This window comes from Paracoccus shandongensis (assembly GCF_017315735.1).
GTDB lineage: Bacteria > Pseudomonadota > Alphaproteobacteria > Rhodobacterales > Rhodobacteraceae > Paracoccus > Paracoccus shandongensis.
The window spans coordinates 21,332-48,237 of record NZ_JAFLRK010000028.1 but is presented as its reverse complement, the minus strand read 5'-3'; the positions used below and the strand labels follow the sequence as shown (position 1 = coordinate 48,237).

The window sequence follows — 26,906 nt, the reverse complement described above, 5'->3', positions numbered from 1 at the left end:
CCGTGGCCACCAGCGCCGCGACCGATCCGCCGCGCCCCGCCACGCGCCAGCCCGCCTGGGCCAGGTGCCGCGCGGCGCAGACCGACCGCAGGGCCGCGCCCGTCCCCCACAGCATCGGCGCGCGGAAATCGGCCAACAGCAGGATGGTGTCGTCGCGATCCTCGTGCAGGCTGCGGATATGGGGGTGGCCGGTGCGCGCGGTCGCCGCCGGATCAAGGCGGCGCACGTCGTCGCCCGCGACATAGGCTCGGATTTCGCGCAGGTCCATGCCCGCGCCGGGCGTGCGCGCGGGAACGGCGCCCGCCCGGCGGGTCAGGGGCCGGTGGCGCAGCTTGCCCGCCGCCCCGTCGCGCAGGGCCAGCAATTCGGCGGCAGTCAGGCGGATGCCGGGCGCGTCGGGCAGGCGGGCGGGCCAGGCTACCACGGGCGCACCTGGGCCAGGATCTCGGCCACCAGGCTGCGGGCGGTGCGGCCTTCGCCGCTGGCCGACCAGGCGGGGATCAGGCGGTGCGACAGGGCGTCGGCGGCCAGGGCTTCGGCGTCCTCGGGCAACCCATGGTCGCGGCCGTGCAGCCAGGCCCGCGCGCGGACGCCGGCGGCCAAGGCCAGCGTGCCGCGCGGGGACACCGGATGTTCTACCCATTCCGCCACCGCGCCCCCGGGCCGGGTCGCCATGACCAGCCGGACGATGAAATCCTTGAGCGCGGGGGCCAGGTGGATCCGCGCCACCTCGGCCCGGGCTTTCGCAAGGTCGGCGGCGGTGACGGCGGTGCCGCGCGGCGGCGGGGGCGAGACCGCCTCGGCCTCGACCAGATCGAGGATGGCGCGCTCGGCCTCGGCCCCCGGCAGATCCAGGCGCAGGTGCAGAAGGAAGCGGTCCAGCTGCGCCTCGGGCAGGGGAAAGGTGCCCTCGTGTTCGATGGGGTTCTGGGTCGCCACGACCATGAAGGGGTCGGGCAAGGGCCGCGTCGTGCCGCCGGTCGTGACCTGGCCTTCGGCCATCGCCTCCAGCAGGGCGGATTGCACCTTGGGGGGCGCGCGGTTGATCTCGTCCACCAGCACGAGGCTGTGGAAGATCGGGCCGGGGATGAAGTCGAAGCCGCCGGTTTCCGGGCGGAACACCTGCGTGCCCGTCAGGTCCGAGGGCAAGAGGTCGGGCGTGCACTGGATGCGCGCGTGGCTGCCCGGCAGATGCGCCGCCAGCGCCTTGACGGCGCGGGTCTTGGCGATGCCCGGAGGGCCTTCGATCAGGACGTGCCCGCCCGCCAGCAGGGCGATCAGCAACCGTTCGACCAGGACGTGGTGGCCGATCAGCGTCGCGCCGATCTCGGCCCCCAGGCGGCGGACGGCATGGGCCTGTTCTGTGGCCGCTTCGCTGTGATCGTCCATCGCATCCTCCCCCGCGTTGAACATGCCTAGTGTGCAACTGCGCGGGATGGCGATCCAGCGCTAAAGGGAAAGTTTGCCTGCCACTTTGGTCTGAAAGCCCCTAGCGGCGCAGGGCATAGGCCGTCAGCACGACCAGCCCGCCCGCCATGGCGAACCAGGTCAGCGCATAGGACAGGTGGTGGTTGCGGAAGGCCACCACGGTCAGGCCGCCGATGGGCTGGTGCTCGCCCGTCCGGTCGGCGTCGATGAAATAGGGGGCGACCTGGGGCAGGCCCAGGCTGGCGGCGATGGCCTGGGTGTCGCGGGAATACCAGCGGCCTGCGGGGGGATCGTTGGCGCGCAGGAAGGCGCCGCCCGGCTGGGACAGGCGCAGCAGGCCGGTCACGGTCTGCGGACCGGCAGGCAGGGGGCGGTCGTCGCGGCGGTCGGCGGCGACGAAGCCCCGGTTGACCAGCAGCACCCAATCCTGATCGGTGACAAAGGGCGTCATCACCCAGAACCCCGCCCCGCGTTCCGTCACCGCCTGCACCAGCACGTCGCTGTCCGGCGCATACCGCCCCGTCACCGTGACACGGCGGTATTCGGCACCCTCCCCTGTCAGTCCCGCCCAGTCGGCAGGCCCCGGTGCAGGCACCGGCTGGGCCGCGACGCGCGCATCGACCCGGGCGATCAGGTCGGTCTTCCAGGCCAGCCGCTGGACCTGCCAGACGCCAAGCGCGATCAGCACCAGGAACACGGCCCCCGCCGCCGCAAGGGCGGCAAGATGGCGGCGGGCGGTCACGAGCCGAGACCCAGGGCCTCGTGGTTCATCTGCGGCATCATGTTGGTGTTCATGTGATACATGACCCACAGCGACCCGGCCAGGACGATGACCAGGATGACCACCGTGAAGATCAGGGCCATCATGGTCCAGCCCTCGTCGCTGCGGGTGTTCATGTGCAGGAAGAAGACCATGTGGACCAGGATCTGCACCACCGCCAGCCCGACCACCACGGCCGCCGTCAGCAGGCGGCTTTCAAAGCCCCCGCCCATGACCACGGCAAAGGGGATCGCGGTCAGGATCACCGACAGCACGAAGCCCGTCATGTAGGACCGCAGGCTGCCGTGGTCGTGGCCGTCGTCGTGATGGTTGCCATGCGATTCCGCGCGGCGGGTCGCGTGATGCTTGTCGCCTTCGGCCTGGATAGAGGGCATCAGATCATCCCCAGCAGATAGACAAAGGTGAAGACGCCGATCCAGATCACGTCCAGGAAGTGCCAGAACATCGACAAACAGGACAGGCGGCGGCGGTTGGCGGGGATCAGCCCCCGCTGGCGGACCTGGATCATCAGCGTGACCAGCCACAGGCAGCCAAAGGCCACGTGCAGCCCGTGGGTTCCCACCAGCGCGAAGAAGGACGACAGGAAGGCCGACCGCTGCGGGCCCGCGCCCAGGTGGATCAGGTGGTTGAACTCGTAAAGCTCGACCCCCAAAAAGGCCAGGCCGAAGACCAGCGTCACGGCCAGCCAGGCCAGCGTGCCGTTCCTGTTGTTCTTCACCATCGCCAGCATGGCAAAACCGTAGGTGATCGACGACAACAGCAGGAAAGCCGTGTTCAGCGCGACCAGTTCCAGGTCGAACAGATCCTTCGGCCCCGGCCCCGCGGCATAGCTGCCGCCCAGCACCCCGAATGTCGCGAACAGGATCGCGAACATCAGGCAGTCGCTCATCAGATAGACCCAGAAGCCGATGCTGGTGGACGCGCCCTCGTGGTGGTGGTGGGGCTCGGTTTCCCAGAAGGTGCCGGGGGGTGTTTGCGAAACGGTGCTCATGGATCAGGCCCTCGCGCTTGCCAGCTGGCGGTCGCGGGCGGCTTCCGTCGCGCGGACCTCGGCGGCCGGGATGTGGTAGTCGCGCCCGTAGTTGAAGGTGTGGGCGATCGAGGCGATCACCACGCCCGCGAAGGACAGGGCCGCCAGCCACCAGATATACCAGACCAGCGCAAAGCCGCAGATCGTGGCGAAAGCGGCGATGACGACCCCTGCCCCGGTGTTTTTGGGCATGTGAATCGGCAGGTATTCCGCGCGGGGCCTGGTCTGGCCGAACCGCTTCATGTCCCACCAGGTGTCAAGGCCATGGCTTACCGGCGTGAAGGCGAAGTTGTAGGCCGGCGGCGGCGAGGAGGTCGCCCATTCCAGCGTGCGCCCGTTCCAGGGATCGCCGGTCTCGTCCCGCAACTGGTCGCGCCGCATGATCGACACGCCGAACTGGATGAACATCGCGGCGATGCCGATGGCGATCAGCACGGCGCCCAGGGCCGCGATGATGAACCAGATCTGCAGGCCGGGATCGTCGAAGACCCGCATCCGCCGCGTCACGCCCATCAGCCCCAGCACGTAAAGCGGCGCGAAGGCGGTCCAGAAGCCCACCACCCAGAACCAGAAGCTGACCTTGCCCCACCACGGATCCAGCCGGAAGCCGAAGGCCTTGGGCCACCAGTAATAGACCGCCGCGAACAGCCCGAACAGCACGCCGCCGATGATCACGTTGTGGAAATGCGCCACCAGGAACAGCGAATTGTGCAGCACGAAGTCGGCGGGCGGCACGGCCAGCAGCACGCCCGTCATGCCGCCGATCACGAAGGTCAGCATGAAGGCCACGGTCCACATCATCGGCAGCTCGAACCGGATGCGGCTGCGGTACATGGTGAACAGCCAGTTGAAGATCTTGGCCCCCGTGGGAACCGAGATGATCATGGTGGTGATCCCGAAGAACGAGTTGACGGACGCCCCCGAGCCCATCGTGAAGAAGTGGTGCAGCCAGACCAGATAGGACAGGATGGTGATGCAGACCGTCGCATAGACCATCGAGGTGTATCCGAACAGCCGCTTGCCGGTGAAGGTCGCCACGACCTCGGAATAGACGCCGAACAGGGGAAGGATCAGGATATAGACCTCGGGGTGGCCCCAGATCCAGATCAGGTTCACATACATCATGGCGTTGCCGCCAAGGTCGTTGGTGAAGAAGTTGGTGCCGACATAACGGTCCAGCGTCAGCAGCACCAGCGTCGCCGTCAGCACCGGGAAGGACGCCACGATCAGGATGTTGGTGCACAGCGCCGTCCAGGTGAAGATCGGCATCCGCATCATGGTCATGCCGGGCGCGCGCATCTTGATGATCGTCACCAGCAGGTTGATGCCCGACAGCGTGGTCCCCACCCCCGCGACCTGCAGGCCCCAGATATAGTAATCCACGCCGACATAGGGGCTGTAGCCCAGTCCCGACAGCGGCGGAAAGGCCAGCCAGCCGGTCTGCGCGAACTCGCCCACGAACAGCGACATCATGGTCAGCACCGCGCCACCGACCGTCATCCAGAATGAAAAGTTGTTCAGGAACGGGAAGGACACGTCGCGCGCGCCGATCTGCAAGGGCACGACGAAGTTCATCAGCCCCGTGACGAAGGGCATCGCCACGAAGAAGATCATGATGACCCCGTGGGCCGAGAAGATCTGGTCGTAGTGATGGGCGTTCAGATAGCCCTCGGACCCATTGAAGGCGATGGCCTGCTGAAGCCGCATCATGATAGCATCGGCAAAGCCGCGCACGAACATGACCAGGGCCAGCACGATATACATGATGCCGATCTTCTTGTGATCGACGGATGTGAACCATTCGGTCCACAGGTATGACCACAGCCGGTACTTGTGCAGCATCCACAGCATCGCCACGCCGCCGATGGCGACAACGACGCCGGTCGCCCAGACGATCGGATCCTGGGGGATCGCGTGCCAGTCCAGGCGGCCCAGCAGGAAGGTGGTCGGGATTTCGGAAGGAATTGCCATCGTCGGATCCGCCTAGAGGTTCTGGTCCGCGCCGCCGGGCGGCACGGATTGCGTCAGTCGGTTGGGCAGCAGGTTCAGGTCCAGGATGCCCCGGGGCGCGTCCAGCCCCCGCCCGCGCAGGGGCGCCAGGTCGCGCGGCGCGCTGTCCGTGGGGGCGGTGCTGGCCAGCATCTGGTTCAGCTCCTCGACGCTGCAGATGCCGCTGACCTGGAAGGGCGGCAGGCCCAGCACGGGGCGCGCGGTGCCCGGCGCGTCGGCATCGGCAAGCGCCACGTTTGCAATGCCCGGCAGGCCCATCCCGCCCTGGGCGTCCAGGGCCATCATCTCGGCCATGCACATGCGGCCTTCCTCGACGCACATGTTCACGACGCGGCTGAACAATTGCGGATCCACGGGGGCGAAGGCCATGGGCGGCACGTTCTCGCTGGGCTTTTCCAGGTCCAGATAGCGGGCGCGGTCCAGGGTTTCGCCGCTGGCCCGGGCCTGCGCGACCCAGCCGTCAAAGCCCGCCGCGTCCAGCGCATGGGCCTTGAACCGCATCCCCGAGAAACCGGCCCCCGAATAATGCGAGGCAAGCCCCTGGTATTCGCCCGGATGGTTGAAGACGCCGTGCAGCGTGGTCTGCATCCCCGGCATGGCATAGATCATCCCCGCCATCGCCGGGATGTAGAAGGCGTTCATCACCGAGGTCGAGGTCAGCGTGAATTCCACCGGCCTGTCCACCGGCACAGCCAGCTGGTTGACGCTTGCCACGCCCTGCTCGGGATAGATGAACAGCCATTTCCAGTCCAGCGCCACGACCTGCACCTGCAAGGGCTGCTGGTTCGCGACCGGGGTTTCGGCGTCGATGCGGTCCAGCGGGCGATAGGGATCCAGCAGATGCGTGCCGACCCAGGTCAGCGCGCCCAGCGACACGATGATCAGCAGGGGGATGGCCCAGATCACCAGCTCCAGCTTGGTGGAATGGTCCCAATCGGGATCATAGCTGGCCTGCTTGTTCGTGGCCCGATAACGCCAGGCGAAGAACACCGTCAGCGCCATCACCGGAACGATGATGATCAGCATCAGCAGGGTCGATTGCACCAGCAGATCGGCCTGGCGCGCCGCGACATCGCCCGAGGGCGACAGCACCACGGGCTTGCAACCCGCCAGCAGCGGCAAGGGCGCAAGCCAGGAAAGACGTTTGAGATGATGTGCCATGTCGGTAATGACCCCGTTGACCGCGCGAATCGCGCGGCTGTTCAGACGACGACGCCCTGAGATTGCCGTCCAGATAGTCGCCATGACTTAAGTCAAACATAAGACAATTTGTCGCGTATTTATTTCCGCCGTTCTGGTGCAAGGATGCCCGAACCGCGCGAATCCCTGGGGATGTCGCGTGCCCGTTTCATGCTGTCCTGCCCAACCCGGATTGGTTCACGCAATGGCGACATCTGCCGAAACCCCTTCTCGTCACGGCGCCGGCAAGGATGCCGACGACATCCACGTCTCGCCCTCGGACATCGCGGTGGGCGTGGTGATCGGGCGCACGTCGGAGTTCTTCGACTTCTTCGTCTTTGCCATCGCCTCGGTGATCGTCTTCCCGGCGCGGCTGTTTCCCTTCGCGGACCCGCTGACCGGCACGCTTCTGTCCTTTGGGCTGGTTCTGCTGGCCTTTGTTGCGCGGCCCATCGGCACGGCGATCTTCATGCGCATCGACCGCAAGCACGGGCGGGTCGCGAAACTGACGCTGGCGCTGTTCCTGCTGGGCACCTCGACGGTGGCCATGGGGCTGGTGCCGTCCTATGCGGTGCTGGGCGAATGGGCGATCATCGTGATGGCGGCGCTGCGCATCGGCCAGGGCCTGGCCATTGGCGGCAGTTGGGACGGGCTGGCATCCCTGCTGGCGCTGAGCGCGCCCCGGCGCAAGCGCGGCTTCTATGCCATGGTGCCGCAGCTTGGCGCGCCCATCGGGCTGATCGTGGCGGCGCTGCTGTTTTCCTATCTTGTGTCCAACATGTCCGAACAGGACTTCCTGGACTGGGGCTGGCGCTATCCCTTCTTCGTGGCCTTTTCGGTCAACGTGGTGGCGCTGTTCGCGCGGTTGCGCATCATCGCCTCGCCCGAGTTCCAGGAGGCCTTCGAGACGCGCGAGCTGCAACCCACCCGGATCCGCACGGCCTTCCGGTCGGACTGGCGCGCGATCTGGCTGGCCTCCTTCGTGCCGCTGGCCAGCTTTGCGATGTTCCACATGGTCACGGTGTTCCCGCTGTCCTGGGTGTATCTTTACACCGATGAAACCCTGACCTTCTTCCTGAACCTGACGGCAATCAGCGCGGCCTTCGGCCTGGCCTCGGTGCTGCTGTCGGGCTGGCTGTCGGACTGGTTCGGGCGGCGGCGGGTGCTGCTGTGGGGATCGCTTGGCATCGGCGTCTTCAGCCTGCTGGCGCCCCTGCTGCTGCAGGGCGGCAAGACCGGCGTCGCCACCTACATGATCGGGGGCTTCCTGATCCTGGGGATCAGCTTCGGCCTGTCGTCGGGCGCGGTGGCGTCGATGTTCAACAGCCGCAACCGTTACACGGATTCGGCCTTTGCATCCGCCCTTGCCTGGCTGTTCGGCGCAGGGCTGGCGCCGCTGACGGCGCTGTTCCTGTCCACGACCCTGGGCCTGTTCGCGGCGGGGATTTACCTGCTGTCGGGGGCGGTGGCAACGGCGGTGGCGCTGTGGGCCGCGCGGCAGATGGAGTTCCAGAGGCAGGGGTGACCCCTGCCCGAACTTGAAAACCGCCGGTGCGTCCACACCGGCGGTTTTTCCTTACGCGCCCCGCAGCGCCTTGGCCTGCCTGCGCCGCGCGTGCAGCGCGGGTTCGGTATAGCCCGAAGGCTGCGTGGTCCCCGTCAGCACCAGATCGCGCGCGGCCTCGAAGGCGGGGCCGTCGAAGCCGGGGGCCATGGGGATATAGGCCGGATCGCCCGCGTTCTGCGCATCCACCTTCACGGCCATGCGGCGCAGCGCGTCCTCGACCTGGTCGGGGGTGATCAGCCGCTGTTCCAGCCAGTTCGCCAGCAATTGCGCGCTGATGCGGCAGGTGGCGCGGTCCTCCATCATCGGCACGTCGTCGATGTCGGGCACCTTGGAGCAGCCGACCCCCTGGTCCACCCAGCGGACCACATAGCCCAGGATCCCCTGCGCGCTGTTGTCCACCTCTCGCAGGATCTGGTCCTGCGGCAGGGGCGCGTCGCCCATCAGCGCCGGGGTCAGCAGGGCGTCCAGGTCGGGGACCGGCTGGCCCGCCAGTTCGTCCTGGCGCGCGGCGACATCGACCCTGTGGTAATGCAGCGCGTGCAGGGTCGCGGCCGTCGGACTGGGCACCCAGGCGGTATTGGCGCCCGATTGCGGATGGGCGATCTTGGCTTGCAGCATTTCCGCCATGGCGTCGGGTTTCGCCCACATGCCCTTGCCGATCTGCGCCCGCCCCCGCAGCCCGCAAGCCAGCCCGATCAGCACGTTGCGGTCCTCATAGGCCTTGAGCCAGCCGGACCGGCGCGTGGCGTCCCGCCCGGCGAAAGCCCCCGCCTGCATCGAGGTGTGGATCTCGTCCCCCGTGCGGTCCAGGAAGCCCGTGTTGATGAAGAACAGCCGGTGGCGCAGCGCGTGGATGGAGGCGGCCAGGTTCGCGCTGGTGCGCCGTTCCTCGTCCATCAGGCCCAGCTTGACGGTGTTGGCGGGCAGGCCCAGGATCTGTTCCACCTTGGTGAAGGTGCGGTCGGCGAAGGCGGCCTCGTCGGGGCCGTGCATCTTGGGCTTCACCACATAGATGGCGCCCACGCGGCTGTTGCGGGGGCCTTCGGTCTTTTTCAGGTCGTGGATGGCGCAGGCGACCGTGACCATGGCGTCCATCAGCCCTTCGGGTGTGTCCTGCCCGTTCAGGCGCACGGCATCGGTGGTCATCAGATGGCCCACGTTGCGCACCAGCAGCAGCGCGCGGCCCGGCAGGGTCAGGGTGCTGCCGTCGGGGCGCGTCACCTGCCGGTCGGGGGCCAGGCGGCGGGTCATGGGCTTGCCGTTCTTCTGGAACGTGTCGGTCAGATCGCCCGTCATCAGCCCCAGCCAGTTGGCATAGACGCCGACCTTGTCGGCGGCATCCACGGCCGCCACGCTGTCCTCGCAATCCTGGATGGCGGTCAGGGCGGCTTCCAGCACGACATCGCGCAGCCCCGAGGGGGAGGCCGCGCCGATCGGGTGGCCGGGGTTGACGACCAGTTCCACATGCAGCCCGTTGTGGCGCAGGACAAAGCCCCTGTCCTGACCCGAGACATGCGTGCCGACATAGGCCGAGGGATCGCGCAGCGTCACCTCGGATCCCCCGACCGTGGCGGTCAAACCGTCTGCATCGGCGCGATAGCCCGACACATCGGCATGGCTGCCACTGGCCAGCGGAAAGGTCTCGTCCAGGAACTGCGCGGCGCGGGCGACAACGGCGTCCCGGCGGGCGGGGTCGATGCCGCCGCCTGCGGGGGGCGGGCCCATCACGTCGGTTCCGTAAAGCGCGTCGTAAAGCGAGCCCCAGCGGGCATTGGCGGCGTTCAGCGCGAAGCGGGCATTGCTGACCGGCACCACAAGCTGCGGCCCCGCGACAAGGGCGATTTCCGGGTCGATGCGGCCATTGTCGATGGCGAAGGGCGCAGGCTCGGGGACCAGATAGCCGATCTCGGTCAGGAAGGCGCGATAGGCTGCCACGTCCCAGGGCTGGTTGCCGCGCGCCTTGTGCCAGGCGTCGATCCGGCCCTGCAGTTCGGCCCGACGGTCCAGCAGGGCGCGGTTCTCGGCCGTGAATTCAGTCAGCAATCCGGCATAGCCCGACCAGAAGCGGTCCGCGTCCACGCCCGTCCCGGGCAGCACGCGGGTTTCCACGAAGGCGGCCAATTCCTCGGCCACGTCAAGGCCATGCCTCTGGGTGTAGCGGGTCCGGGTCATCGTGCTGCTCCTTTGCGACTCGGGCGACGGTATGCCGTCGCACACTGGCAAAGTGCTTACGTCACGCCCCGCGCCTTTCCAAGCCGGAATGAAAAGTTTTTCTGGTCTTCGGAAAAGGCGGCTAGTCCTTTTCCTCGGCCACTACGGCCGCCGTGGCCTGGCGCGCTGCGCCTTCGTCTTCGGCCTCGGCGCCGGCCTCGACGATCTCGCGGGCTTCCTCCTCGTCCTCGTCCTCGATGGCGGGGGGTTCCTCGCCCGCCAGGAAGTTGCCGAACTTTTCCCAGCCGGGGATGTAATCGGCCAGCACCCGCAGCACGACCAGCACCGGCACGGCGATAATCATGCCGATCACCGACCACAGCCAGGCCCACAGCGCGACGGCCAGGAACACCACCACCGTGTTCATCTGCAACCGCCGCGACACGAAATAGGGCGTGATCACCTGCCCTTCGAGCGAGGTCAGCATCATGTAGGTTCCCGCCACCATCATCGGCCAGAAGATGCCCGGCATGACCACCAGGGCCACGATGCCCGACACCGCGACGCCCGTGATCGCGCCCAGATAGGGGATGTAGTTCAGCACAAAGGCGCCGATCCCGAACAGGATCGCGCCGGGCAGGCCCCAGGCGAACATCGCAAGCCCGATCGCCAGCCCGAGGCCCGCATTGATGATGGTGATGGCGCCCAGGTAATTGCCCAGCGAATCCTCGATCTGCCGCAGGGCCAGATAGGCGCTGCGCTTTTCGCCCATGGAATCGAAGCTTTGCACGATCTTGAGATACAGCAGGTCGCCCGAGGCCAGCATGAAGAACAAAAGGAACAGCGTGAAGACCACCTGGCCCGCGATGGCCGGGGTGAACTTCATCACCGCGGTCAGAGGACTGTCGCCGACCTGCTCGACCTTGACGGTGGGCGTTTCCTTGCCGTCCCCGCCGCTGGCCTGGACCTCCTCGATCTGCTGGGCGGCCTGCTGCAATTCCTCGAAGGATTCGCGCAATTCGCTGAACTTCTGTTCCAGCCTGACCTTGATCGTGGGCAGGTTCTGGGCCGCCTGGTTGATCGGGCCGCTGGCGCCCAGGGCGATCAGCGCCGCCGCCACCACAAGGCCCAGGGTCACGACGGTGGCGGTCAGCGCATCGGGGATGCCGCGCCGGCGCGCCAGGCGGCGCAGGGGCGTGAAGACAAAGAACAGCAGCACCGCCAGCGTCACCGGCATCAGGAAATCGCGCCCGGCGGCGATGGCCGCAAAGGCCAGGATCAGGAAGATGCCGATGACGGCCCAGTTGGCCGCGCGCCCGCTGGCGCCGCTGCCTGCCGATCCGAACCGCGGAAAGCTGAACTGCTTGTCGGCCACGCCCTTGCCCCCCGCGTCAACGCCATGGCCCCGAACGCGGACGGCGGCCCGGTCGTTCCGGGCCGCCGCCTGAATGCCTGGACGGGCGGGATCAGATCGGGTGGTCGCCCGCGCTGTCGATCACGCGGGTGGGCAGGCCCATCTGGCCCAGAAGCTCCAGGAAGGGGCGGGCGGGCAGTTCCTCGACATTGGCCATGCGCTTCACGTCCCAGATGCCGCGCGCGACCAGGATGGCGGCGGCGACCGGGGGCACGCCCGCCGTGTAGCTGATGCCCTGGCTGCCGACTTCGTTGAACGCTTCCTTGTGGTCGGCGACGTTGTAGATGAAGACCTCGCCCGGCTTGCCGTCCAGGCTGCCCTTGACCAGATCGCCGATGCAGGTCTTGCCGGTATAGTCGGGGGCAAGGCTGGCCGGGTCGGGCAGCACGGCCTTGACGACCTTCAAGGGCACGACCTCCTGCCCCTCGGCGGTCTTCACCGGCTGTTCGGACAGAAGGCCCAGGTTCTTCAGCACCGTGAAGACATTGATATAGTGGTCGCCGAAGCCCATCCAGAAGCGCACGTCCGCGTCCTTGTATCGGGCGGACAGGCTGTGAACCTCGTCATGGCCCGACAGATAGGCCTTCTGCTTGCCGACGACCGGCAGGTCCCATTCGCGGCCGACCTCGAACATCTGGTTGGTGCGCCATTCGCCGCCCTGCCAGGAATAGACCACGCCGGTGAATTCGCGGAAGTTGATCTCGGGGTCGAAGTTCGTGGCGAACCAGCGGCCATGGGAACCGGCGTTGATGTCCACGATGTCGATGCTGTCGATCTTGTCGAAATATTCATCCTCGGCCAGGCGGGCATAGGCGTTGACCACGCCCGGATCGAAGCCCGCGCCCAGGAGCGCGGTGATCCCGGCCGCCGCCACATCCTCGCGCCGCTTCCATTCGTAATTGCCGTACCAGGGCGGCGTTTCGCAGATCTTCGTCGGATCCTCGTGGATGGCCGTGTCGATATAGGCCGCGCCCGCGCGGATGCAGCCTTCCAGAACGGTCATGTTGATGAAGGCCGTCCCCACGTTGATGACGATCCCTGCGTCCAGCTTGCGGATCAGGGCCTCGACCGCGCCCGCATCCATCGCGTCCAGCGCATGGCTGGTGAAGGGCATCTGGTGGCCCTTGTCGCGCAGGGTCTGGATGATCGCGTCAGCGCGTGCCTGGGTGCGGTTGGCGATGTGCAACTCGCCGAATTCCGCAGCCTGTTGCGCCACCTTGTGCGCCACGACTTGCGCGACGCCACCCGCGCCGATGATGAGGACGTTCTTCTTGGCCAATTCTGGATCCTTTCCGGGGTTGCAGAGAGGGCGCCTCAGGAGAGGCTGGACTTGTAGTCTTCATAGGGAAATTCGCGGACGGTGCGAATGCTGCCGTCGTCTTCCCGAATGGCGATGGCGGGCATGGCGACGCCGTTGAACCAGTTCTTCTTGACCATGGTATAGCCCGCCGCATCCGCGATGCTGATCCGGTCTCCGACCTGCAAGGGCTGCGGAAAGCGCGCATCGCCGAAGATGTCGCCCGCAAGGCAGGTCTTGCCCGCGATCTGGTACTCGTGGTCGCCCGACTGCGGCAGCTTGGCTGTTTCGCGATAGATCAGCAGATCCAGCATATGCGCCTCGATGCTGCTGTCGACGATGGCCACCTGCTTGCCGTTGTCCACGATGTCCAGGACGCTCACCTCCAGCGAGGTGGTGCCGGTGATGCTGGCCTCGCCCGGCTCCAGATAGGCCTGGACGCCGAAACGGTCCTGGAAAGCCTTCAGCCGGTCGGCCAGCCGGTCGATCGGATAGCCTTCGCCGGTGAAATGGATGCCGCCGCCAAGGCTGACCCAGTCGAGGCGCTTCAGGATCGGGCCGAACTCGGTCTCGATCCGGGTCAACTGGCTGTCGAACAGGTCGAAATCGCGGTTTTCGCAGTTGTAGTGGATCATCACCCCGCTGATGCGGTCCATCGCCTGTTCCAGCCGCGACAGGTCCCATTCGCCCAGGCGGCTGAAGGGGCGCGCCGGATCGGCCAGATCGAAGCCGCTGGTGGAAAAGCGCGGGTTCAGGCGCAGCCCGCGCGCGATCCCCGCCGCCTTGTTATCGAAGCGGTCAAGCTGGGACAGGCTGTTGAAGATGATCTTGTCGGCGTAACCCACCGCCTCGTCGATCTCGTGATCGGCCCAGGCGACGGAATAGGCGTGGGTTTCCTTGCCGAACTCCTCGTGTCCCAGGCGCAACTCGAACAGCGACGATGATGTGGTGCCGTCCATGTAGTCGCGCATGAAGTCGAAGACCGACCAGGTGGCAAAGCATTTCAGCGCCAGCAGCGCCTTGGCGCCCGAGGCCTCGCGCAGGCGGGCCACCTGTTCCATGTTGCGGCGAAGCGCAGGCTTGTCGATCAGGTAAAAGGGCGTGGGCATCCCGGCCATGCGAAACCTTTGTCGGTTCAAAGCGAAAGGGCCGATATAGCCACGGCCCCGGCTTTTCGCAAGAAAGCGTGACGCGCGGATGACAGGGGGGCTCAGCCGCCCGCGGCAAAGCGGCGGAATTCGCGCTTCAGCATCTCCAGTTCCGCGCGCAGCTGCGCGACCTCGGCCAGAAGGTCGTCGCCCGCGACCGTTCCCGCGACCAAGGTCAGGCCGCCCAGAACCTGCGCCCCGGCGCTGTCGGGTTCACCCGCCACCAGCAACAGGCCATTGACGCCGTTGTCGATGACCGTGGCGGGCAGATCGGCCCGCACCGACCAGGCGCCCGGCCCCGCATCGCGCAGGGCGGCCCTGGCCACGACCTGACCGCGATGGACCACCGACAGGCTGGCGGGCGCGCTGGCCGCCTGCAATGCGCCGTTCCAGCACCCGGCCACGACGCCATGGCTTTCGAACTTCATCGCCGCCCCCTTCAGGTTTGTGCGCGCGGATGGTGCGACACCACCGCGTCGTTGATGCTGACCGCATTCATGCGCGGCGATTCAAAGATAAGATCCAGCCAGGCCCGCTCGATCGGCCGGTGCGCCAGATCGGCATAGGCCAGGTCGAACTCGGCCCGGCGCACGGCGCCCTGGCCTTCGACCGGATGGCCAAGCTGGCGCAGCATGGTTTCGGTGTTCGGCCCCTGCACTAGGTTGATGCGGGCATAGATCGTGATCGGGCGTTCCGCATCCATCACCGTGTCCAGCAGCAGCACCCGGTCCGAGCCCAGGCCGTCCAGCGCATCGCCCGGCAATTCCAGCGCCAAAGCCAGGAAGCTGCAGGTCGATCCCAGCATCTCGACCCGCAGGCCATAGCTTGCGCCCTGCCCCGTCTGCGGCCGCAGCGACTGGCGCAGGATCAGCGCGCCGTGCCGGCAGTCGTGCCACAAGGCCGCATCCTCGCCCAACCGTTGCCCGTTCGCGGGCGAGGCGATGGCCTGCGGGCTGATCTGGCCCCGCAGCAGGTGCGGGCGCCAGTGCCAGTCCGTGCCGGGGGGCAGGTCGGCGTCCGACACCCCGTCCTTGCGCAGCATCCACGGGTCGGATGCCTGCAGGAACCGCGACAGTTGCCGATGCAGGATCCGCGCCCGTTCGCGCAGTTCGGGATCGACAGGACGCGGCGTGCGGTCCTGCTTGTCAGCCAGGCGGGCCCAATCGATGCGATCCCGATGGCGGCCCAGGATATGCAGCAGTTGCTTGACCATTCAGGGTCCCTTGTGCGTTCCCCGCGTGGATAGACTGCAACCTTGGCGCGAACAATCCCTAGGCGAGCAATTCGTCAAGCCGGGCGGCGGCGGCGAAATCCGCATCCGTCAGCCCGCCCGCGTCATGGGTGGTGAAGGCCACCTCGCAATAGCCCCAGCCAAAGCGCACGTCGGGATGATGGTTCCGCTTGGCGCCCAGCCAGGCCGCCAGGTTCGCCATCTCGACGGCCTTGGCAAAGCCCTTGACGTCGAAGCGCCGGATGATCGCCCGGCCGTCCGGCGACAGGGACCAGCCCCTTAGGGCCGCCAGCCGCGCCGCAATGTCATCCTCGGTCATGCCATCCCCTCACAACAGCGGCGAGGCCAGCGCCAGCAGGTTGTTGCGCAGCCTGCGAAAGATGGACCAGGCGCGGACCTCCTCCAGCGTGATCTCGCGCGAGCGTGCCGCATAGCTGTCCTGGCGGGCGTCCAGTTCCTCGATGAATTCCCGGTCGAAGACAGCCATGTTCACCTCATAGTTCAACTCGAAGCTGCGGCGGTCCAGGTTGGCGCTGCCGACCATGCCCATGCGGCCGTCCACGGTCATGATCTTGGAATGCAGCAAGCCGTCCTGGAACAGCAGGATCCGCGCGCCCGCCGACAAAAGCCCGTAATAGAACCCCTGGCTGGTCGCGCCCACCACAAGGGAATCGTTGCGGGCGGGCAGGATCATCGTCACCTCGACCCCCCGCCGGGCGGCGGCGCGCACGGCGGCGTCCAGCGCCACGTCCGGGACATAATAGGGGGTGGTGATCACCACCCGGTCGCGCGCCGTGTGCAGCATCCCGGCCAGGCAGTCGGAAATCGAACCCTGCCGCCGGTCCGGCCCGGTGGGAATGACCTGCGCGACCTCGCCCGGATCGGCGACGGGGGCCACGGGCAACAGCATGTCGCCCAGATCCTTGCCCGTATAGCTCATCCAGTCGCCCAAAAAGACCGACTGGAACTGCCGCACCACCGGGCCTTCGACCGACATCAGGATATCGACCCAGGGGGCGAAGCGCGGCTTGATGGCGAAGGCCATGTCGGCGCAGTTGCGGCTGCCCGAAAAGGTCACGCGGTTGTCCACCACCAGGATCTTGCGGTGATTGCGCAGATCCAGCCTGCGGAACAGCACGCTGATGAAGGGCAGGCCCCAGGGAAAGGCGGTGACGCATTCGGCCCCCGCCTCCTGCATCTGCGTCCACAAGGGCGACCGCACCAACCCGCGAGAGCCAAGCGCATCGACGATCACCCGGCATTCGACGCCGCGCCTTGCGGCGCGGGCCACGGCCTCGGCCACCTTTTGCCCCGAATGGTCGGCCAGCCAGATGTAGAACAGGACATGGACGTGATCCACGGCCCGGTCGATGGCGTCGATCATGCGGTCGATGGCCTCGTCGCCTTCTTCCAGCAGGTGGATGCGGTTGCCCGACAGCGCGGGCATTCCGCCCACCGCCGCATTGGCCGCCACCACCGGCTGCGCGTAAGGGGGCGGTTCCGCGATCACGGCGGGGTTCGGGACGCGCAGGTTGGTCAGCCGGTCGCGCACATCGGCCATGCGCTGCACCTCGGCCTGGTTCAGCCGCACCTCGCCGAACAGGACATAGGCCAGGATGCCGACCAGGGGCAGCGCCTCGATCACCATGATCCAGGCAAGGCGCACCGAGGGGTCCAGCCGCGGCCGGATCAGCACCCGCGCGATCAGGGCCAGCGTGACCGTCGTATGCAGCATGACGAGGAACGAGGCCCACATGGGGCGCATCATTCCCGCCCGCCGCGGCAATTGCAATTCCCCCCGTCGCGGCCTATTTCGGGGGCTTGAAAACAGCCAAGGGCCGCCGCGCATGAACTGGATCACCAACTATGTCCGCCCGCGCATCAATTCGCTGTTCTCGCGCCGCGAGGTGCCCGAGAACCTGTGGACCAAATGCCCCGAATGCGGCACGATGCTGTTTCACCGCGAACTGTCGGACAACCTGAACGTCTGCACCAGCTGCGACCATCACCTGGCGATCAGCCCGCGCGACCGCTTCGCCGCGCTGTTCGACGGCGGCGCCTTTGTCGAGGTGAAGGTGCCCGAACCCGTCGCCGACCCGCTGCAATTCCGCGACCAGAAGAAATACCCCGACCGCATGAAGGCCGCGCAAAAGGCCACGGGCGAAAAAGAAGCGATGCTGGTGGCCGAGGGCCAGGTCGGCCGCACCCCCATCATCGCCGCCGCCCAGGACTTCAGCTTCATGGGCGGGTCGATGGGCATGTATGTGGGCAATGCCATCATCGCCGCCGCCGAACGGGCGGTAAAGACGAAACGCCCGCTGGTGCTGTTTTCCGCCGCGGGCGGCGCGCGGATGCAGGAAGGCATCCTGTCGCTGATGCAGATGCCCCGCACCACGGTGGCCGTGGAAATGCTGCGCGAGGCGGGCCTGCCCTATATCGTCGTGCTGACCCACCCGACCACCGGGGGCGTGACCGCCAGCTATGCCATGCTGGGCGACATCCAGATCGCGGAACCCAATGCGCTGATCTGCTTCGCCGGTCCCCGCGTGATCGAGCAGACCATCCGTGAGAAACTGCCCGAAGGCTTCCAGCGCGCCGAATACCTGCTGGAACACGGGATGCTGGACCGCGTGACGCATCGCAAGCAGCTGCGCGACGAACTCGTCTCGATCCTGCGCATGATGGGCGGCCTGTCCGCGCCCACCCGCGCCGACCTGCCCGCGCCCGCCGCCCCGCCGGTCCACCCCGAACCCGCGCCCGCCGAATAGGTTTCTTCTTCATCCAAATATCCCGGGGGTCCGGGGGCTGGCCCCCGGCTTGATCTGCCATGAGCCATTCCGACGCCATCCTCGGCCGCCTGATGTCCTTGCATCCCAAGGTCATCGACCTGTCGCTGGACCGGATGCACCGGCTGCTAGCGGCTCTCGGCCACCCTGAACGCCGCATCCCGCCGGTGATCCATATCGCGGGCACCAACGGCAAGGGCAGCACCCAGGCGATGATCCGCGCGGGGCTTGAGGCGGGGGGCGCCCGCGTCCACGCCTATACCTCGCCCCATCTGGCGCGGTTCCACGAACGCATCCGGCTGGCGGGCGAGCTGATCGCCGAAGCCGACCTGGCGGCGGCGCTGGAGGAATGCGAGGCCGCCAACGCGGGCCAGCCGATCACCTTCTTCGAGATCACCACGGCGGCGGCCTTCCTCGCCTTTTCCCGCTCCCCCGCCGATTACACGCTGCTGGAGGTGGGCCTCGGCGGCAGGCTGGACGCCACCAACATAATCGACAGCCCCCGCCTGACGGTCATCACCCCGGTCAGCATCGACCACACGCAATACCTGGGCGACACCCTGCCCTTGATCGCCGGTGAAAAGGCCGGGATCATCAAGCGCGGCGTGCCGGTGATCGTCGGTCCCCAGGACGATGAGGCCCTGCGCGTGATCGAGGCCAGGGCCTCGGGCCTGACCGCGCCGGTCTTCGCCCATGGCCAGCACTGGATGATCGCGCCCGACCGCGACGGCATGGTCTATCAGGACGACCATGGCTTGTGGGACCTGCCGCTGCCGAACCTGATCGGCCCGCACCAGATCCAGAACGCGGGCACCGCGCTGGCCGCCCTGCGCCACCTGGGCGCGACGGATGCGCAGGCTCGCGCGGCGGTGACGCAGGCCGAATGGCCCGCCCGGATGCAGCGCCTGAGGCGCGGTCCCCTGGTCGATCTGGCAGGCCCCCAGGCTGAACTGTGGCTGGACGGCGGACACAACCCGGCGGGGGGCGAGGCTTTGGCCGCGACGCTGGCCGCCATGCCGCGCAAGCCCACGCATCTGGTCTGCGGGATGCTGAACACCAAGGACATCTCGGGCTATCTGCGGCCCCTGGCGGTCCATGCCCGTTCCCTGACGGCCATCGACATTCCGGGGGAACCCAACACCCTGCCCGCCGAAACCACGGCAGGGGTGGCCGCCAGCGTCGGCCTGGATGCCACGACCGCGCAGGATGCCGCTGCGGCCATCAAGGGGATCGTGGACCGCGATCCCAAGGCGCGGATCCTCATCTGCGGATCGCTGTATCTGGCGGGCCGGGTGCTGCGGGAAAACGGCTGAGACGTCCGATTGGCGAAGGCCATCGCCTTCGCCACGCGATGCCCTGACCACCGGAACCGTCGGGGCTCAAAGGCCCGGCCAGCGCCCGCCCCGCCCTCGGCGGGCGCTTCACGTCCACCGGGTCGGGCGCTGGCCTCATGTGGTCACCAAGCTGAACCGTCTCTCGTTGCACCGCCGCGTGGCGGGCGGGGAAACGCATGCGTTTCCTTTTCCCGCCCGGCAACGACCAGATCACCCCGCGTCCCGCCCCCAACCCGCGTCCTGCATTTCCCGCAAGCGGCTGGCGGTGCGCTCGAACTCGAAGCTGCCCTCGCCCTCGTTGTACAATTGCTCGGGCTGGTCCGCGCCGCTGGCGATCAGCCGCACCTTGGCCTCGTAAAGCGCGTCGATCAGGGTCACGAACCGCTTGGCCTCGTTGTAGTTCGACGCCGACAGCCGGGGGATCCCGTCGATCATCAGCACGGACACCTCGCGCGACAGGGCCAGGTAATCCGCCGGTCCCAAGGGCTTGCCGCAGAGATCCCAGAAGCCCGACCGGCCCACGCCATCCGCGAACTGCGGCAGGGTGAAGCTGCGCCCTCCGACCTCGATCCGGCGGGCCTCGCCTGCGGCCCCGCCCGTCAGATCGTCCCAGATCGCGTCCATCGCCGCCTTGGCGCTTGCATCCGCCGGGCAGAACCAGACGGGGCCGCCTGTCGCCCGTCCCTGCCGATGATCCACGGCGCTGTCCAGGCACACGACCTCAAGCCGCTGGCGGATCAGGGCGATGAAGGGCAGGAACAACTGCCGGTTCAGCCCGTGCTTGTACAGATCCTCGGGCACCCGGTTCGAGGTCGTGACGATCACCACCCCCTGTTCCAGCAGCACCTGGAACAGCCGCCCCACGATCATCGCGTCCGCGATGTCGGTGATCTGCATCTCGTCAAAGCACAGCAGGCGGACGGTGGCCGCGACCTCCAGCGCCACGGGGCGCACCGTGTCCTGCTCGCCCCGCTGGCGGGCGCGGTTCAGACCGGCCTGGATTTCCTGCATGAATTCGTGGAAATGGACGCGGCGCACGGGAACGGTCGCGGCCTCGGCCATCAGGTCCATCAGCATCGACTTGCCGCGCCCGACCCCGCCCCACAGATACAGCCCCCGGGCCGCAGGCGCGGGCGGCGGGCTGCCCACCCCCAGAAAGGCGCGCCAGGCCGACCGTTTTTCCGGCACCGGCGCGGCGGCCATGTCGTCCAGAACCCGGTCCAGGTGCGGCAGCACGGATTGCTGGGCGGTGTCGGGCCGGATCCGCCCTTCCGCCACGCGCTGCCGATAAAGATCGCTGACCTTGCCCATGGCGCGCCCTTGCCACGGATGCCGCGCGCCCCGCAAGGCCCAATGCTTGACCCGCGGCACCGCCCCGTGCCACCCCTGCGAAGGCCAGCGCAAAGAGGATCCATGACCAAGACCCCCACCCGCATCGCGGATATTCCCGTCCTGTTCGTCATGGCGGCCCCGGCCGAATACGGCCCCGCCCTGCGCGCCCGCATCGACCCCCTGATCACCGGCATCGGCCCGGTCGAGGGCGCGGTGCAGCTGACCGCCGCCCTGGCCGGGATGGCGGAACCGCCGCGCCTGATCGTCTCGCTGGGGTCAGCGGGGTCCGCGCGGCTGGAACAGGCCGAGGTCTATCAGGTCACGGCGGTCGCCTATCGCGACATGGACGCCTCCCCCCTGGGGTTCGAGAAGGGGCGCACGCCCTTGCTGGATCTGCCGGTCCGCGTCGAATTGCCCCACCGGGTCGAAGGCATCACGGGCGCCACGCTGTCCACCGGCGCCAACATCGTCAGCGGCGCAGCCTATGACACCGTGGCCGAGGACATGGTGGACATGGAAACCTTCGCCCATCTGCGCGCGGCCCAGCATTTCGGGGTGCCGCTGATCGGGCTGCGCGGCATTTCCGATGGCGTGGCCGAATTGCAGCACCTGTCGGACTGGACGCAATACCTGCACATCATCGACGAAAAGCTGGCCTTGGCCGTGGACCGGATCGCCGACCAGCTGGCCGACGGAAGGCTGATCCCCGGCGCCCCGCGCTTGTCCTGAGGGCCGCCAGCCCCTAAACCCCTGGGGGCACATCGACCGGACAAGGCAGACATGGCACGCGGCACGACGATCATCCACGACCGGCCCACCAGCAAGCGCGTGGGCGCGCTGCGCGCCTTGGGACCGTTCCTGAGGCCCTATCGCCTGCAGGTGGTGCTGGCGCTGGTCGCGCTGGCCGGAACCAGCGCGATCAGCCTGATCCTGCCGCTGGCCGCGCGGCGCGTGGTGGACAATTTCGACGACGGCGCGGGGCTGCTGGACCAGTATTTCGGCGCGGCGCTGCTGATCGTGGCCCTGCTGGCCCTGGGCACGGCGGCGCGGTATTACTTCGTCACCCGCCTGGGCGAACGCGTCGTGGCCGACATCCGCAAGGCGGTCTTCGCCCGCGTGATCACCCTGTCCCCCGCCTTTTTCGAGCGTGTGATGACGGGCGAGATCCTGTCGCGCATCACCACCGACACCACGCTGATCCAGTCGGTGATCGGATCGTCGCTGTCCATCGCGCTGCGCAACATGATCATCCTGGCGGGCGGGCTGGCGATGCTGGCCTTCACCTCGCTGAAGCTGATGGGGCTGGTGCTGCTGATCATCCCGGTGATCCTGGTGCCGATCATCGTGCTGGGCCGCAAGCTGCGGGGCCTGTCGCGCGCCAACCAGGACTGGATCGCGGCGTCCTCGGGCACGGCGTCCGAAACCCTGCTGGCCGCGCAGACGGTGCAGGCCTATACCCATGAATCGCGCAGCATCGCGCGCTTCGACGACGTGACCGAGCGGTCCTTCGACGTGGCCCTGACGCGGATCCGCACGCGGGCGCTGATGACGGCCATCGTGATCTTCCTGATCTTCGCGGGCGTGATCGGCGTCCTTTGGGTCGGCGCGCGGGACGTGCAGACCGGCGTGATGACGGCGGGCCAGCTGGTGCAGTTCGTGATCTATGCGATCCTGGTCGCGGGCTCGACCGGGGCCTTGTCGGAAATCTGGGGCGAATTGCAGCGCGCGGCGGGCGCGACCGAACGCCTGGGCGAGCTGCTGGCGGCCGAGGATGCGCTGACCGATCCCGCCCGGCCCCTGCCCCTGCCCCGTCCCGTGCGCGGCCAGATCGTGCTGGAGGGCGTCAGCTTCCGCTATCCCACGCGGCCCGATGTCTCGGCCCTGGAAGGGGTCAGCCTGGCGATCCAGCCGGGCGAGACGGTGGCCCTGGTCGGCCCCTCGGGCGCGGGCAAGACGACCGTGATCCAGCTGATCCAGCGGTTCTGGGATCCGGCGGCGGGGCGCGTCGCGCTGGACGGCATCGACCTGCGCGACATGGCGCGCGTCGATTTCCGGCAGGCCATGGCCCTGGTCCCGCAGGATCCGGTGATCTTTGCGGCGACCGCGCTGGAAAACATCCGCCTGGGCCGCCCCGACGCCACACCCGAGGAGGTCCAGGCCGCCGCCCGCGCCGCCCATGCCCATGACTTCATCAGCACCCTGCCGCAGGGCTACGACACGTCGCTTGGCGAACGGGGCGTGATGCTGTCGGGCGGCCAGCGCCAGCGCATCGCCATTGCCCGCGCGATCCTGCGCGACGCCCCCGTCCTGCTGCTGGACGAGGCGACAAGCGCGCTGGACGCCGAATCCGAATCGCTGGTCCAGGCCGCCGTCAACCGCCTGTCCGAAGGCCGCACCACCGTTGTCGTGGCGCACCGCCTGGCCACCGTGAAGAAGGCCGACCGCATCGTGGTCTTCGACGCGGGCCGGATCGTGGCGCAGGGCACCCATGACGCCCTGGTGGCCGAGGGCGGGCTTTACGCCCGGCTGGCGCGGATGCAGTTCACCGACATGCCGCCCCCGCCCGACCCCGCCTGATCACTTCGGCGCGGCATAGACCGCCGCCCAGAACCGCGTCTTGCCATCCGGCCCGATCGCCTGACCGATGCCATAGTCGCGCACCTGCGGGATCAGGATGTTGGCCCGGTGCCCGCCGGACGCGTTCCACTCCGCCAGCACCCGGTCCTGGGAAAACGGCCCGGCGGCGATGTTTTCCGCCGTGACGGTGGGCGCATAGCCCGCGGCCTTGACACGCGGGCCGGGGCCGCTGGTCTTGCTGCCGGTATGGGTCATCCGCCCGCGGCCTGCCATGTCGCAGGCGTGCTGCGCGGCGACCCGGGCCAGCACCGGATCGGGCTGCACGGGCGGCAGGCCCGCATTGCGGCGCACGGCATTGGTGGCCGCCGCCCCCTGGCTGTTCTGGCTGGCGCTGGTGGCCAGGCAGGTGGCCTTGCCCGCAGGCATCAGCTGCATGTCGTGGGGATCGTTCCCCCCGACCCTGAGATCGGGCGTGGTCTGCGCGCAGCCCGCCAGAAAGGCACACAGCAGCGCGGCAGCGGTCGGCAATGGCATGGGATGGGTCATGGTTTCACCTTCTGAAGCAAGGTGCATCCTACGGGTGAAAGTGTGAATGAATGAACAATGCACGATTGTCATGTGGGCCGGAGAATGCGGAAAAGCCAGAGGGAACGCTTGCTTCAAACCCGCGTTTTTCATCAAATCATCCCGAAACACAGCCGAAAGGATGCATGATGGCCATCTGGGATTTCGTGAAGGACGCCGGCAAATCGGTCTTCGGCAAGGCCGAGGCCGCCGAACCCAAGGCGCCCGCCGCCGCGCCCGCCCAAGCGGCAAAGCCCGCCCAGGATCCCGACACCACCCGCAAGGTCGCGGCGCTCAAGGCGGAACTCAAGGCGCTGAACCTGGACAAGGATGATGTCCACCTGACGCTGCGCGGCGACACGGTCAAGATCCAGACCAAGGGCGCCGACCGCGAGACGCTGGAAAAGCTGATCCTGGCCGTGGGCAACATCGAAGGCATCGCCAAGGTCGAGGCCGACCTGCCCGAGGCGGGCCCTGGTGCGGGCCCTGATGCGGCCAAGGCCCCCGTCTTCCACACCGTCAAGAAGGGCGAAACCCTGTCGGCCATCGCCAAGACCTATCTGGGCAGCGCCGGCAAGTACAACGCCATCTTCGAGGCGAACCGCCCGATGCTGTCGGACCCCGACAAGATCTATCCCGGCCAGACCCTGCGCATCCCGCAGGCGTGACCGGCCCGACGCGGCGTCCGCGCGACCTGACGCCGCGTCCCGTTCCCGGCGCGCGGCCAAGCCCCTTGCCCCCCTTCCCGCCGATGGCCCATTGTGTTTCCCGAAAGGGATCAGGAGGATGGTCCCGGGGGGAGGATGGATGAACCGCTTCATCAGCTACGATGACCGCAACGCCCTGGAAGCCGAGATGCCCTATGCGGCGCGCGATCTTCCGGTCACGATCTACGGCTTTCTGGCCCGCACCGCCGAACGCTTTCCCGACCGCCCCGCGATCAGCTTCCAGCTTCTGTCCGACCCGAAAAGCCATGCGACGACCCTGACCTGGCAGGATCTGCTGGAACGCGTCACGGAAACCGCCAACCTGCTGCGCAAGCTGGGCGTCGGCCCCACCGACACGGTCGCCTATCTGCTGCCCAACAGCATTGAAACCCCGGTCGTGCTGCTGGCGGGCGCCACGGCGGGGATCGTGAACCCCATCAACCCCCTGCTGGACGCCCAGCAGATCGCGGGCATTCTGCGCGAAACTCGCGCCAAGGTGCTGGTCACGCTGCGCGCATTCCCCAAAACCGACGTGGCGCAAAAGGCGGCCGAGGCCGTGGCGCTCGCCCCCGGCGTCACCCATGTCATCGAGGTCGATCTGAACCGCCACCTGCGCGGCATCAAGCGGTTCATCGTGCCGCTGATCCGCCCGCGCGTAAAGCGCCGCGGCAAGGCCAGGGTGCTGAACTTCGAGGCCGCGACCAGCGGCGAAAAGCACACGCGCCTGGATTTCGACGACATCCAGCAGGACCGGGTCGCGGCCTATTTCCACACCGGCGGCACCACCGGCACGCCCAAGGTCGCGCAGCACAAGTATTCCGGCATGATCTACAACGGCTGGCTGGGGGGATCGCTGCTGTTTGACGAAACCGACGTGCTGATGTGCCCCTTGCCGATGTTTCACGTCTTCGCGGCCTATCCGGTGCTGATGTCCTGCATCGCGTCCGGCGCGCATGTCGTGATGCCCACCCCCGCCGGTTACCGGGGCGAGGGCGTCTTCGACAATTTCTGGAAGCTGATCGAACGCTGGCAGGCGACCTTCCTGATCACGGTGCCCACCGCGATTTCCGCCCTCATGCAGCGGCCCGTGAACGCCGACGTGTCGTCGCTGAAAACCGCCATCTCGGGTTCGGCCCCCCTGCCGGTCGAGCTTTACAACCGCTTCAAGTCCGCCACCGGGGTCGAGATCGCCGAGGGCTATGGCCTGACCGAGGCCACCTGCCTGGTCAGCTGCAATCCCGTCGATGGCGTGAAGAAGGTCGGATCGGTGGGCATCCCCCTGCCCTATACCCAGGTCCGCATCCTGCGCCACGACGACGCGGGCCATGTCCATGAATGCCCGACCGACGAGGTGGGCGAGATCTGCGTGGCCAATCCCGGCGTCTTCCCCGGCTCGACCTATACCGAGACCGACAAGAACAACGGCCTGTTCGCCGACGACATCTATCTGCGCACGGGCGACCTGGGGCGGCTGGATCCTGACGGCTATCTGTGGATCACGGGGCGGGCCAAGGATCTGATCATCCGCGGCGGCCACAACATCGACCCCGCCGAGATCGAGGAAGCGATGCTGTCCCACCCCGCCGTGGCCTTCGCCGGCGCCATCGGCCAGCCCGACAGCTTCGCGGGCGAACTGCCCTGCGTCTATGTGGAACTGATCGCGGGCGCCCAGGCCACGACGCACGAACTGCTTGCCCATGCGCGCGATCACATCCACGAACGAGCGGCCTATCCCAAGCATATCGAGATCCTGCCCGAACTGCCCAAGACCGCCGTCGGCAAGATCTTCAAGCCCGACCTGCGCCGCCTGGCCATCAAGCGCGTCTATGACAAGGCGCTGACCGGCACCGGCGCCCATGTCTCCGCCGTAGTCGAGGACAAGAAGCGCGGCCTGGTGGCACGGCTTGCCCGCGAAGGGAATGTGGATGAAGCGGCGGTGAAGGCCAAGCTTGGCGAATTCACGCGGCCGTGGGAGTGGGAATAGGATCCGAAGGTGCGCTTCTTGACCGGAAGGCAGTTCGGCCTGCCGCGCATCAGCGCGGTCCTTGCAAGGGCGACCTGTGCCGACCGACCGGGCCAAGTGGTGCGGTAACGCGCCTGTGTCTTGGGCGAAGGCCTGATTCGGGTGACGCTGAACCACCGCAACAGGAGACAGGAGCCTTCATGACGCGACTTTCCCTTGCCACCCTGACCGCCTGCCTGCTTGCCGTCCCGGTCCTGGCCTCTGACGGCCCGACCGCGACGGATACCGCAGGCCCGACGCCCACGGTGATCGTGGCCAATTGCCCCGGCAAGCCGCCGGTGAATGCCTGAAATCAGCGCAACGCCTGCAGGCGTTGCGTTTCTGAAGGCGGTTTTGCCCCTGCCGAT

The 26,906-nt window shown here is 67.6% G+C and carries 25 protein-coding genes; 8 read left to right on the top strand and 17 right to left on the bottom strand.

Going from position 1 to position 26,906, the window contains the following annotated elements:
* From JX613_RS15075 to cyoA, 7 genes are all read right to left on the bottom strand, one after another.
* Nucleotides 1-424: DUF58 domain-containing protein (locus JX613_RS15075; RefSeq protein WP_336512313.1), on the bottom strand; the 424-nt coding region annotated here is incomplete at its 3' end.
* A complete protein-coding gene (locus JX613_RS15070) occupies nucleotides 418-1,389 on the bottom strand; it encodes an AAA family ATPase (RefSeq protein WP_207102291.1) in 972 nt (323 codons plus the stop codon). The genes JX613_RS15075 and JX613_RS15070, both read right to left, overlap by 7 nt.
* Nucleotides 1,390-1,489: 100 nt before the next feature.
* The gene (locus JX613_RS15065; protein ID WP_207102290.1) at nucleotides 1,490-2,170 is read right to left on the bottom strand and encodes an SURF1 family cytochrome oxidase biogenesis protein; all 681 of its coding nucleotides are present in this window, start codon (nucleotides 2,168-2,170) and stop codon (nucleotides 1,490-1,492) included.
* Nucleotides 2,167-2,583, bottom strand: coding sequence for a cytochrome o ubiquinol oxidase subunit IV (gene cyoD / locus JX613_RS15060; protein ID WP_207102289.1), 417 nt, complete (start codon nucleotides 2,581-2,583; stop codon nucleotides 2,167-2,169). The genes JX613_RS15065 and cyoD overlap by 4 nt, the downstream gene beginning before the upstream one ends.
* On the bottom strand, nucleotides 2,583-3,200 hold the full coding sequence (cyoC, locus tag JX613_RS15055) for a cytochrome o ubiquinol oxidase subunit III (protein ID WP_207102288.1): 618 nt from the start codon (nucleotides 3,198-3,200) through the stop codon (nucleotides 2,583-2,585). The genes cyoD and cyoC overlap by 1 nt, the downstream gene beginning before the upstream one ends.
* Before the next feature lie 3 nt (nucleotides 3,201-3,203).
* Nucleotides 3,204-5,210: a cytochrome o ubiquinol oxidase subunit I gene (cyoB, locus tag JX613_RS15050; RefSeq protein WP_207102287.1), complete on the bottom strand. Its 2,007-nt coding sequence runs from the start codon at nucleotides 5,208-5,210 to the stop codon at nucleotides 3,204-3,206.
* 12 nt (nucleotides 5,211-5,222) lie between these two features.
* Complete coding sequence (gene cyoA / locus JX613_RS15045; RefSeq protein WP_207102286.1) at nucleotides 5,223-6,410, bottom strand: ubiquinol oxidase subunit II; 1,188 nt, start codon at nucleotides 6,408-6,410, stop codon at nucleotides 5,223-5,225.
* 223 nt (nucleotides 6,411-6,633) lie between these two features.
* Here cyoA and JX613_RS15040 point away from each other — a divergent pair, with 223 nt between their 5' ends.
* On the top strand, nucleotides 6,634-7,953 hold the full coding sequence (locus JX613_RS15040) for an MFS transporter (protein WP_207102285.1): 1,320 nt from the start codon (nucleotides 6,634-6,636) through the stop codon (nucleotides 7,951-7,953).
* A 51-nt stretch (nucleotides 7,954-8,004) separates the two neighbouring features.
* On the opposite strand, the gene JX613_RS15035 is transcribed toward JX613_RS15040, so the two are convergent.
* The 8 genes from JX613_RS15035 to cls all read right to left on the bottom strand — a co-directional run bounded on the left by JX613_RS15035 (nucleotide 8,005) and on the right by cls (nucleotide 17,004).
* Nucleotides 8,005-10,167: a malate synthase G gene (locus JX613_RS15035; protein ID WP_207102284.1), complete on the bottom strand. Its 2,163-nt coding sequence runs from the start codon at nucleotides 10,165-10,167 to the stop codon at nucleotides 8,005-8,007.
* Between the two features lie 121 nt (nucleotides 10,168-10,288).
* Nucleotides 10,289-11,521 (bottom strand): AI-2E family transporter, encoded by a 1,233-nt coding sequence (locus JX613_RS15030; protein ID WP_207102283.1) that lies wholly within the window; start codon nucleotides 11,519-11,521, stop codon nucleotides 10,289-10,291.
* A 91-nt stretch (nucleotides 11,522-11,612) separates the two neighbouring features.
* On the bottom strand, nucleotides 11,613-12,839 hold the full coding sequence (locus JX613_RS15025; RefSeq protein ID WP_207102282.1) for a saccharopine dehydrogenase family protein: 1,227 nt from the start codon (nucleotides 12,837-12,839) through the stop codon (nucleotides 11,613-11,615).
* Nucleotides 12,840-12,874: 35 nt separating this feature from the next.
* A complete protein-coding gene (nspC, locus tag JX613_RS15020) occupies nucleotides 12,875-13,966 on the bottom strand; it encodes a carboxynorspermidine decarboxylase (RefSeq protein ID WP_419538839.1) in 1,092 nt (363 codons plus the stop codon).
* A 101-nt stretch (nucleotides 13,967-14,067) separates the two neighbouring features.
* Nucleotides 14,068-14,433 (bottom strand): hypothetical protein, encoded by a 366-nt coding sequence (locus JX613_RS15015; RefSeq protein WP_207102280.1) that lies wholly within the window; start codon nucleotides 14,431-14,433, stop codon nucleotides 14,068-14,070.
* Between the two features lie 11 nt (nucleotides 14,434-14,444).
* Nucleotides 14,445-15,218, bottom strand: a complete 774-nt coding sequence (locus JX613_RS15010; protein ID WP_207102279.1) for a DUF6478 family protein — start codon at nucleotides 15,216-15,218, stop codon at nucleotides 14,445-14,447.
* A gap of 58 nt (nucleotides 15,219-15,276) precedes the next feature.
* Nucleotides 15,277-15,555, bottom strand: coding sequence for a 4a-hydroxytetrahydrobiopterin dehydratase (locus JX613_RS15005; RefSeq protein ID WP_207102278.1), 279 nt, complete (start codon nucleotides 15,553-15,555; stop codon nucleotides 15,277-15,279).
* Nucleotides 15,556-15,564: 9 nt separating this feature from the next.
* Entirely contained in the window at nucleotides 15,565-17,004 is a 1,440-nt protein-coding gene (gene cls / locus JX613_RS15000) for a cardiolipin synthase (protein WP_237168599.1), read from the bottom strand.
* 79 nt (nucleotides 17,005-17,083) lie between these two features.
* Between cls and accD the strand changes: the two genes are divergently transcribed.
* The gene (gene accD / locus JX613_RS14995; RefSeq protein ID WP_207102277.1) at nucleotides 17,084-18,004 is read left to right on the top strand and encodes an acetyl-CoA carboxylase, carboxyltransferase subunit beta; all 921 of its coding nucleotides are present in this window, start codon (nucleotides 17,084-17,086) and stop codon (nucleotides 18,002-18,004) included.
* Nucleotides 18,005-18,063: 59 nt separating this feature from the next.
* Nucleotides 18,064-19,335 carry a bifunctional folylpolyglutamate synthase/dihydrofolate synthase gene (locus JX613_RS14990; RefSeq protein ID WP_207102276.1) on the top strand — a complete coding sequence of 424 codons (1,272 nt, stop codon included), beginning with the start codon at nucleotides 18,064-18,066 and terminating at the stop codon, nucleotides 19,333-19,335.
* A 231-nt stretch (nucleotides 19,336-19,566) separates the two neighbouring features.
* Here JX613_RS14990 and zapE read toward each other — a convergent pair whose 3' ends face one another.
* Nucleotides 19,567-20,667, bottom strand: coding sequence for a cell division protein ZapE (zapE, locus tag JX613_RS14985; RefSeq protein WP_207102275.1), 1,101 nt, complete (start codon nucleotides 20,665-20,667; stop codon nucleotides 19,567-19,569).
* 102 nt (nucleotides 20,668-20,769) lie between these two features.
* Here zapE and JX613_RS14980 point away from each other — a divergent pair, with 102 nt between their 5' ends.
* Together JX613_RS14980 and JX613_RS14975 are read left to right on the top strand one after the other, a co-directional pair.
* Entirely contained in the window at nucleotides 20,770-21,417 is a 648-nt protein-coding gene (locus JX613_RS14980) for a 5'-methylthioadenosine/S-adenosylhomocysteine nucleosidase (RefSeq protein WP_207102274.1), read from the top strand.
* Nucleotides 21,418-21,468: 51 nt separating this feature from the next.
* On the top strand, nucleotides 21,469-23,265 hold the full coding sequence (locus JX613_RS14975) for an ABC transporter transmembrane domain-containing protein (protein ID WP_207102273.1): 1,797 nt from the start codon (nucleotides 21,469-21,471) through the stop codon (nucleotides 23,263-23,265).
* Here the strand turns inward: JX613_RS14975 and JX613_RS14970 are convergent, their stop codons facing one another.
* Nucleotides 23,266-23,811 carry a CAP domain-containing protein gene (locus JX613_RS14970; RefSeq protein WP_237168598.1) on the bottom strand — a complete coding sequence of 182 codons (546 nt, stop codon included), beginning with the start codon at nucleotides 23,809-23,811 and terminating at the stop codon, nucleotides 23,266-23,268. It abuts the gene before it with no gap.
* A 167-nt stretch (nucleotides 23,812-23,978) separates the two neighbouring features.
* On the opposite strand from JX613_RS14970, the gene lysM reads away from it, so the two are divergent.
* The 3 genes from lysM to JX613_RS14955 all read left to right on the top strand — a co-directional run bounded on the left by lysM (nucleotide 23,979) and on the right by JX613_RS14955 (nucleotide 26,849).
* Nucleotides 23,979-24,497 carry a peptidoglycan-binding protein LysM gene (lysM, locus tag JX613_RS14965; protein WP_207102272.1) on the top strand — a complete coding sequence of 173 codons (519 nt, stop codon included), beginning with the start codon at nucleotides 23,979-23,981 and terminating at the stop codon, nucleotides 24,495-24,497.
* 139 nt (nucleotides 24,498-24,636) lie between these two features.
* Nucleotides 24,637-26,520 carry an acyl-CoA synthetase gene (locus JX613_RS14960; RefSeq protein ID WP_207102271.1) on the top strand — a complete coding sequence of 628 codons (1,884 nt, stop codon included), beginning with the start codon at nucleotides 24,637-24,639 and terminating at the stop codon, nucleotides 26,518-26,520.
* Nucleotides 26,521-26,699: 179 nt separating this feature from the next.
* Nucleotides 26,700-26,849 carry a hypothetical protein gene (locus JX613_RS14955; RefSeq protein WP_207102270.1) on the top strand — a complete coding sequence of 50 codons (150 nt, stop codon included), beginning with the start codon at nucleotides 26,700-26,702 and terminating at the stop codon, nucleotides 26,847-26,849.
* Nucleotides 26,850-26,906 lie beyond the last annotated feature (57 nt).

Excerpts from the sequence above, each read along its gene's own strand:
- JX613_RS15070 (WP_207102291.1), bottom strand. The coding sequence starts at position 1,389 with ATGGACGATCACAGCGAAGCGGCCACAGAACAGGCCCATGCCGTCCGC.
- cyoD (WP_207102289.1), bottom strand. The coding sequence starts at position 2,583 with ATGCCCTCTATCCAGGCCGAAGGCGACAAGCATCACGCGACCCGCCGC.
- cyoC (WP_207102288.1), bottom strand. The coding sequence starts at position 3,200 with ATGAGCACCGTTTCGCAAACACCCCCCGGCACCTTCTGGGAAACCGAG.
- cyoB (WP_207102287.1), bottom strand. The coding sequence starts at position 5,210 with ATGGCAATTCCTTCCGAAATCCCGACCACCTTCCTGCTGGGCCGCCTG.
- cyoA (WP_207102286.1), bottom strand. The coding sequence starts at position 6,410 with ATGGCACATCATCTCAAACGTCTTTCCTGGCTTGCGCCCTTGCCGCTG.
- JX613_RS15040 (WP_207102285.1), top strand. The coding sequence starts at position 6,634 with ATGGCGACATCTGCCGAAACCCCTTCTCGTCACGGCGCCGGCAAGGAT.
- JX613_RS15035 (WP_207102284.1), bottom strand. The coding sequence starts at position 10,167 with ATGACCCGGACCCGCTACACCCAGAGGCATGGCCTTGACGTGGCCGAG.
- nspC (WP_419538839.1), bottom strand. The coding sequence starts at position 13,966 with ATGCCCACGCCCTTTTACCTGATCGACAAGCCTGCGCTTCGCCGCAAC.
- JX613_RS15015 (WP_207102280.1), bottom strand. The coding sequence starts at position 14,433 with ATGAAGTTCGAAAGCCATGGCGTCGTGGCCGGGTGCTGGAACGGCGCA.
- JX613_RS15010 (WP_207102279.1), bottom strand. The coding sequence starts at position 15,218 with ATGGTCAAGCAACTGCTGCATATCCTGGGCCGCCATCGGGATCGCATC.
- JX613_RS15005 (WP_207102278.1), bottom strand. The coding sequence starts at position 15,555 with ATGACCGAGGATGACATTGCGGCGCGGCTGGCGGCCCTAAGGGGCTGG.
- cls (WP_237168599.1), bottom strand. The coding sequence starts at position 17,004 with ATGATGCGCCCCATGTGGGCCTCGTTCCTCGTCATGCTGCATACGACG.
- accD (WP_207102277.1), top strand. The coding sequence starts at position 17,084 with ATGAACTGGATCACCAACTATGTCCGCCCGCGCATCAATTCGCTGTTC.
- JX613_RS14990 (WP_207102276.1), top strand. The coding sequence starts at position 18,064 with ATGAGCCATTCCGACGCCATCCTCGGCCGCCTGATGTCCTTGCATCCC.
- zapE (WP_207102275.1), bottom strand. The coding sequence starts at position 20,667 with ATGGGCAAGGTCAGCGATCTTTATCGGCAGCGCGTGGCGGAAGGGCGG.
- JX613_RS14980 (WP_207102274.1), top strand. The coding sequence starts at position 20,770 with ATGACCAAGACCCCCACCCGCATCGCGGATATTCCCGTCCTGTTCGTC.
- JX613_RS14975 (WP_207102273.1), top strand. The coding sequence starts at position 21,469 with ATGGCACGCGGCACGACGATCATCCACGACCGGCCCACCAGCAAGCGC.
- JX613_RS14970 (WP_237168598.1), bottom strand. The coding sequence starts at position 23,811 with ATGACCCATCCCATGCCATTGCCGACCGCTGCCGCGCTGCTGTGTGCC.
- lysM (WP_207102272.1), top strand. The coding sequence starts at position 23,979 with ATGGCCATCTGGGATTTCGTGAAGGACGCCGGCAAATCGGTCTTCGGC.
- JX613_RS14960 (WP_207102271.1), top strand. The coding sequence starts at position 24,637 with ATGAACCGCTTCATCAGCTACGATGACCGCAACGCCCTGGAAGCCGAG.
- JX613_RS14955 (WP_207102270.1), top strand. The coding sequence starts at position 26,700 with ATGACGCGACTTTCCCTTGCCACCCTGACCGCCTGCCTGCTTGCCGTC.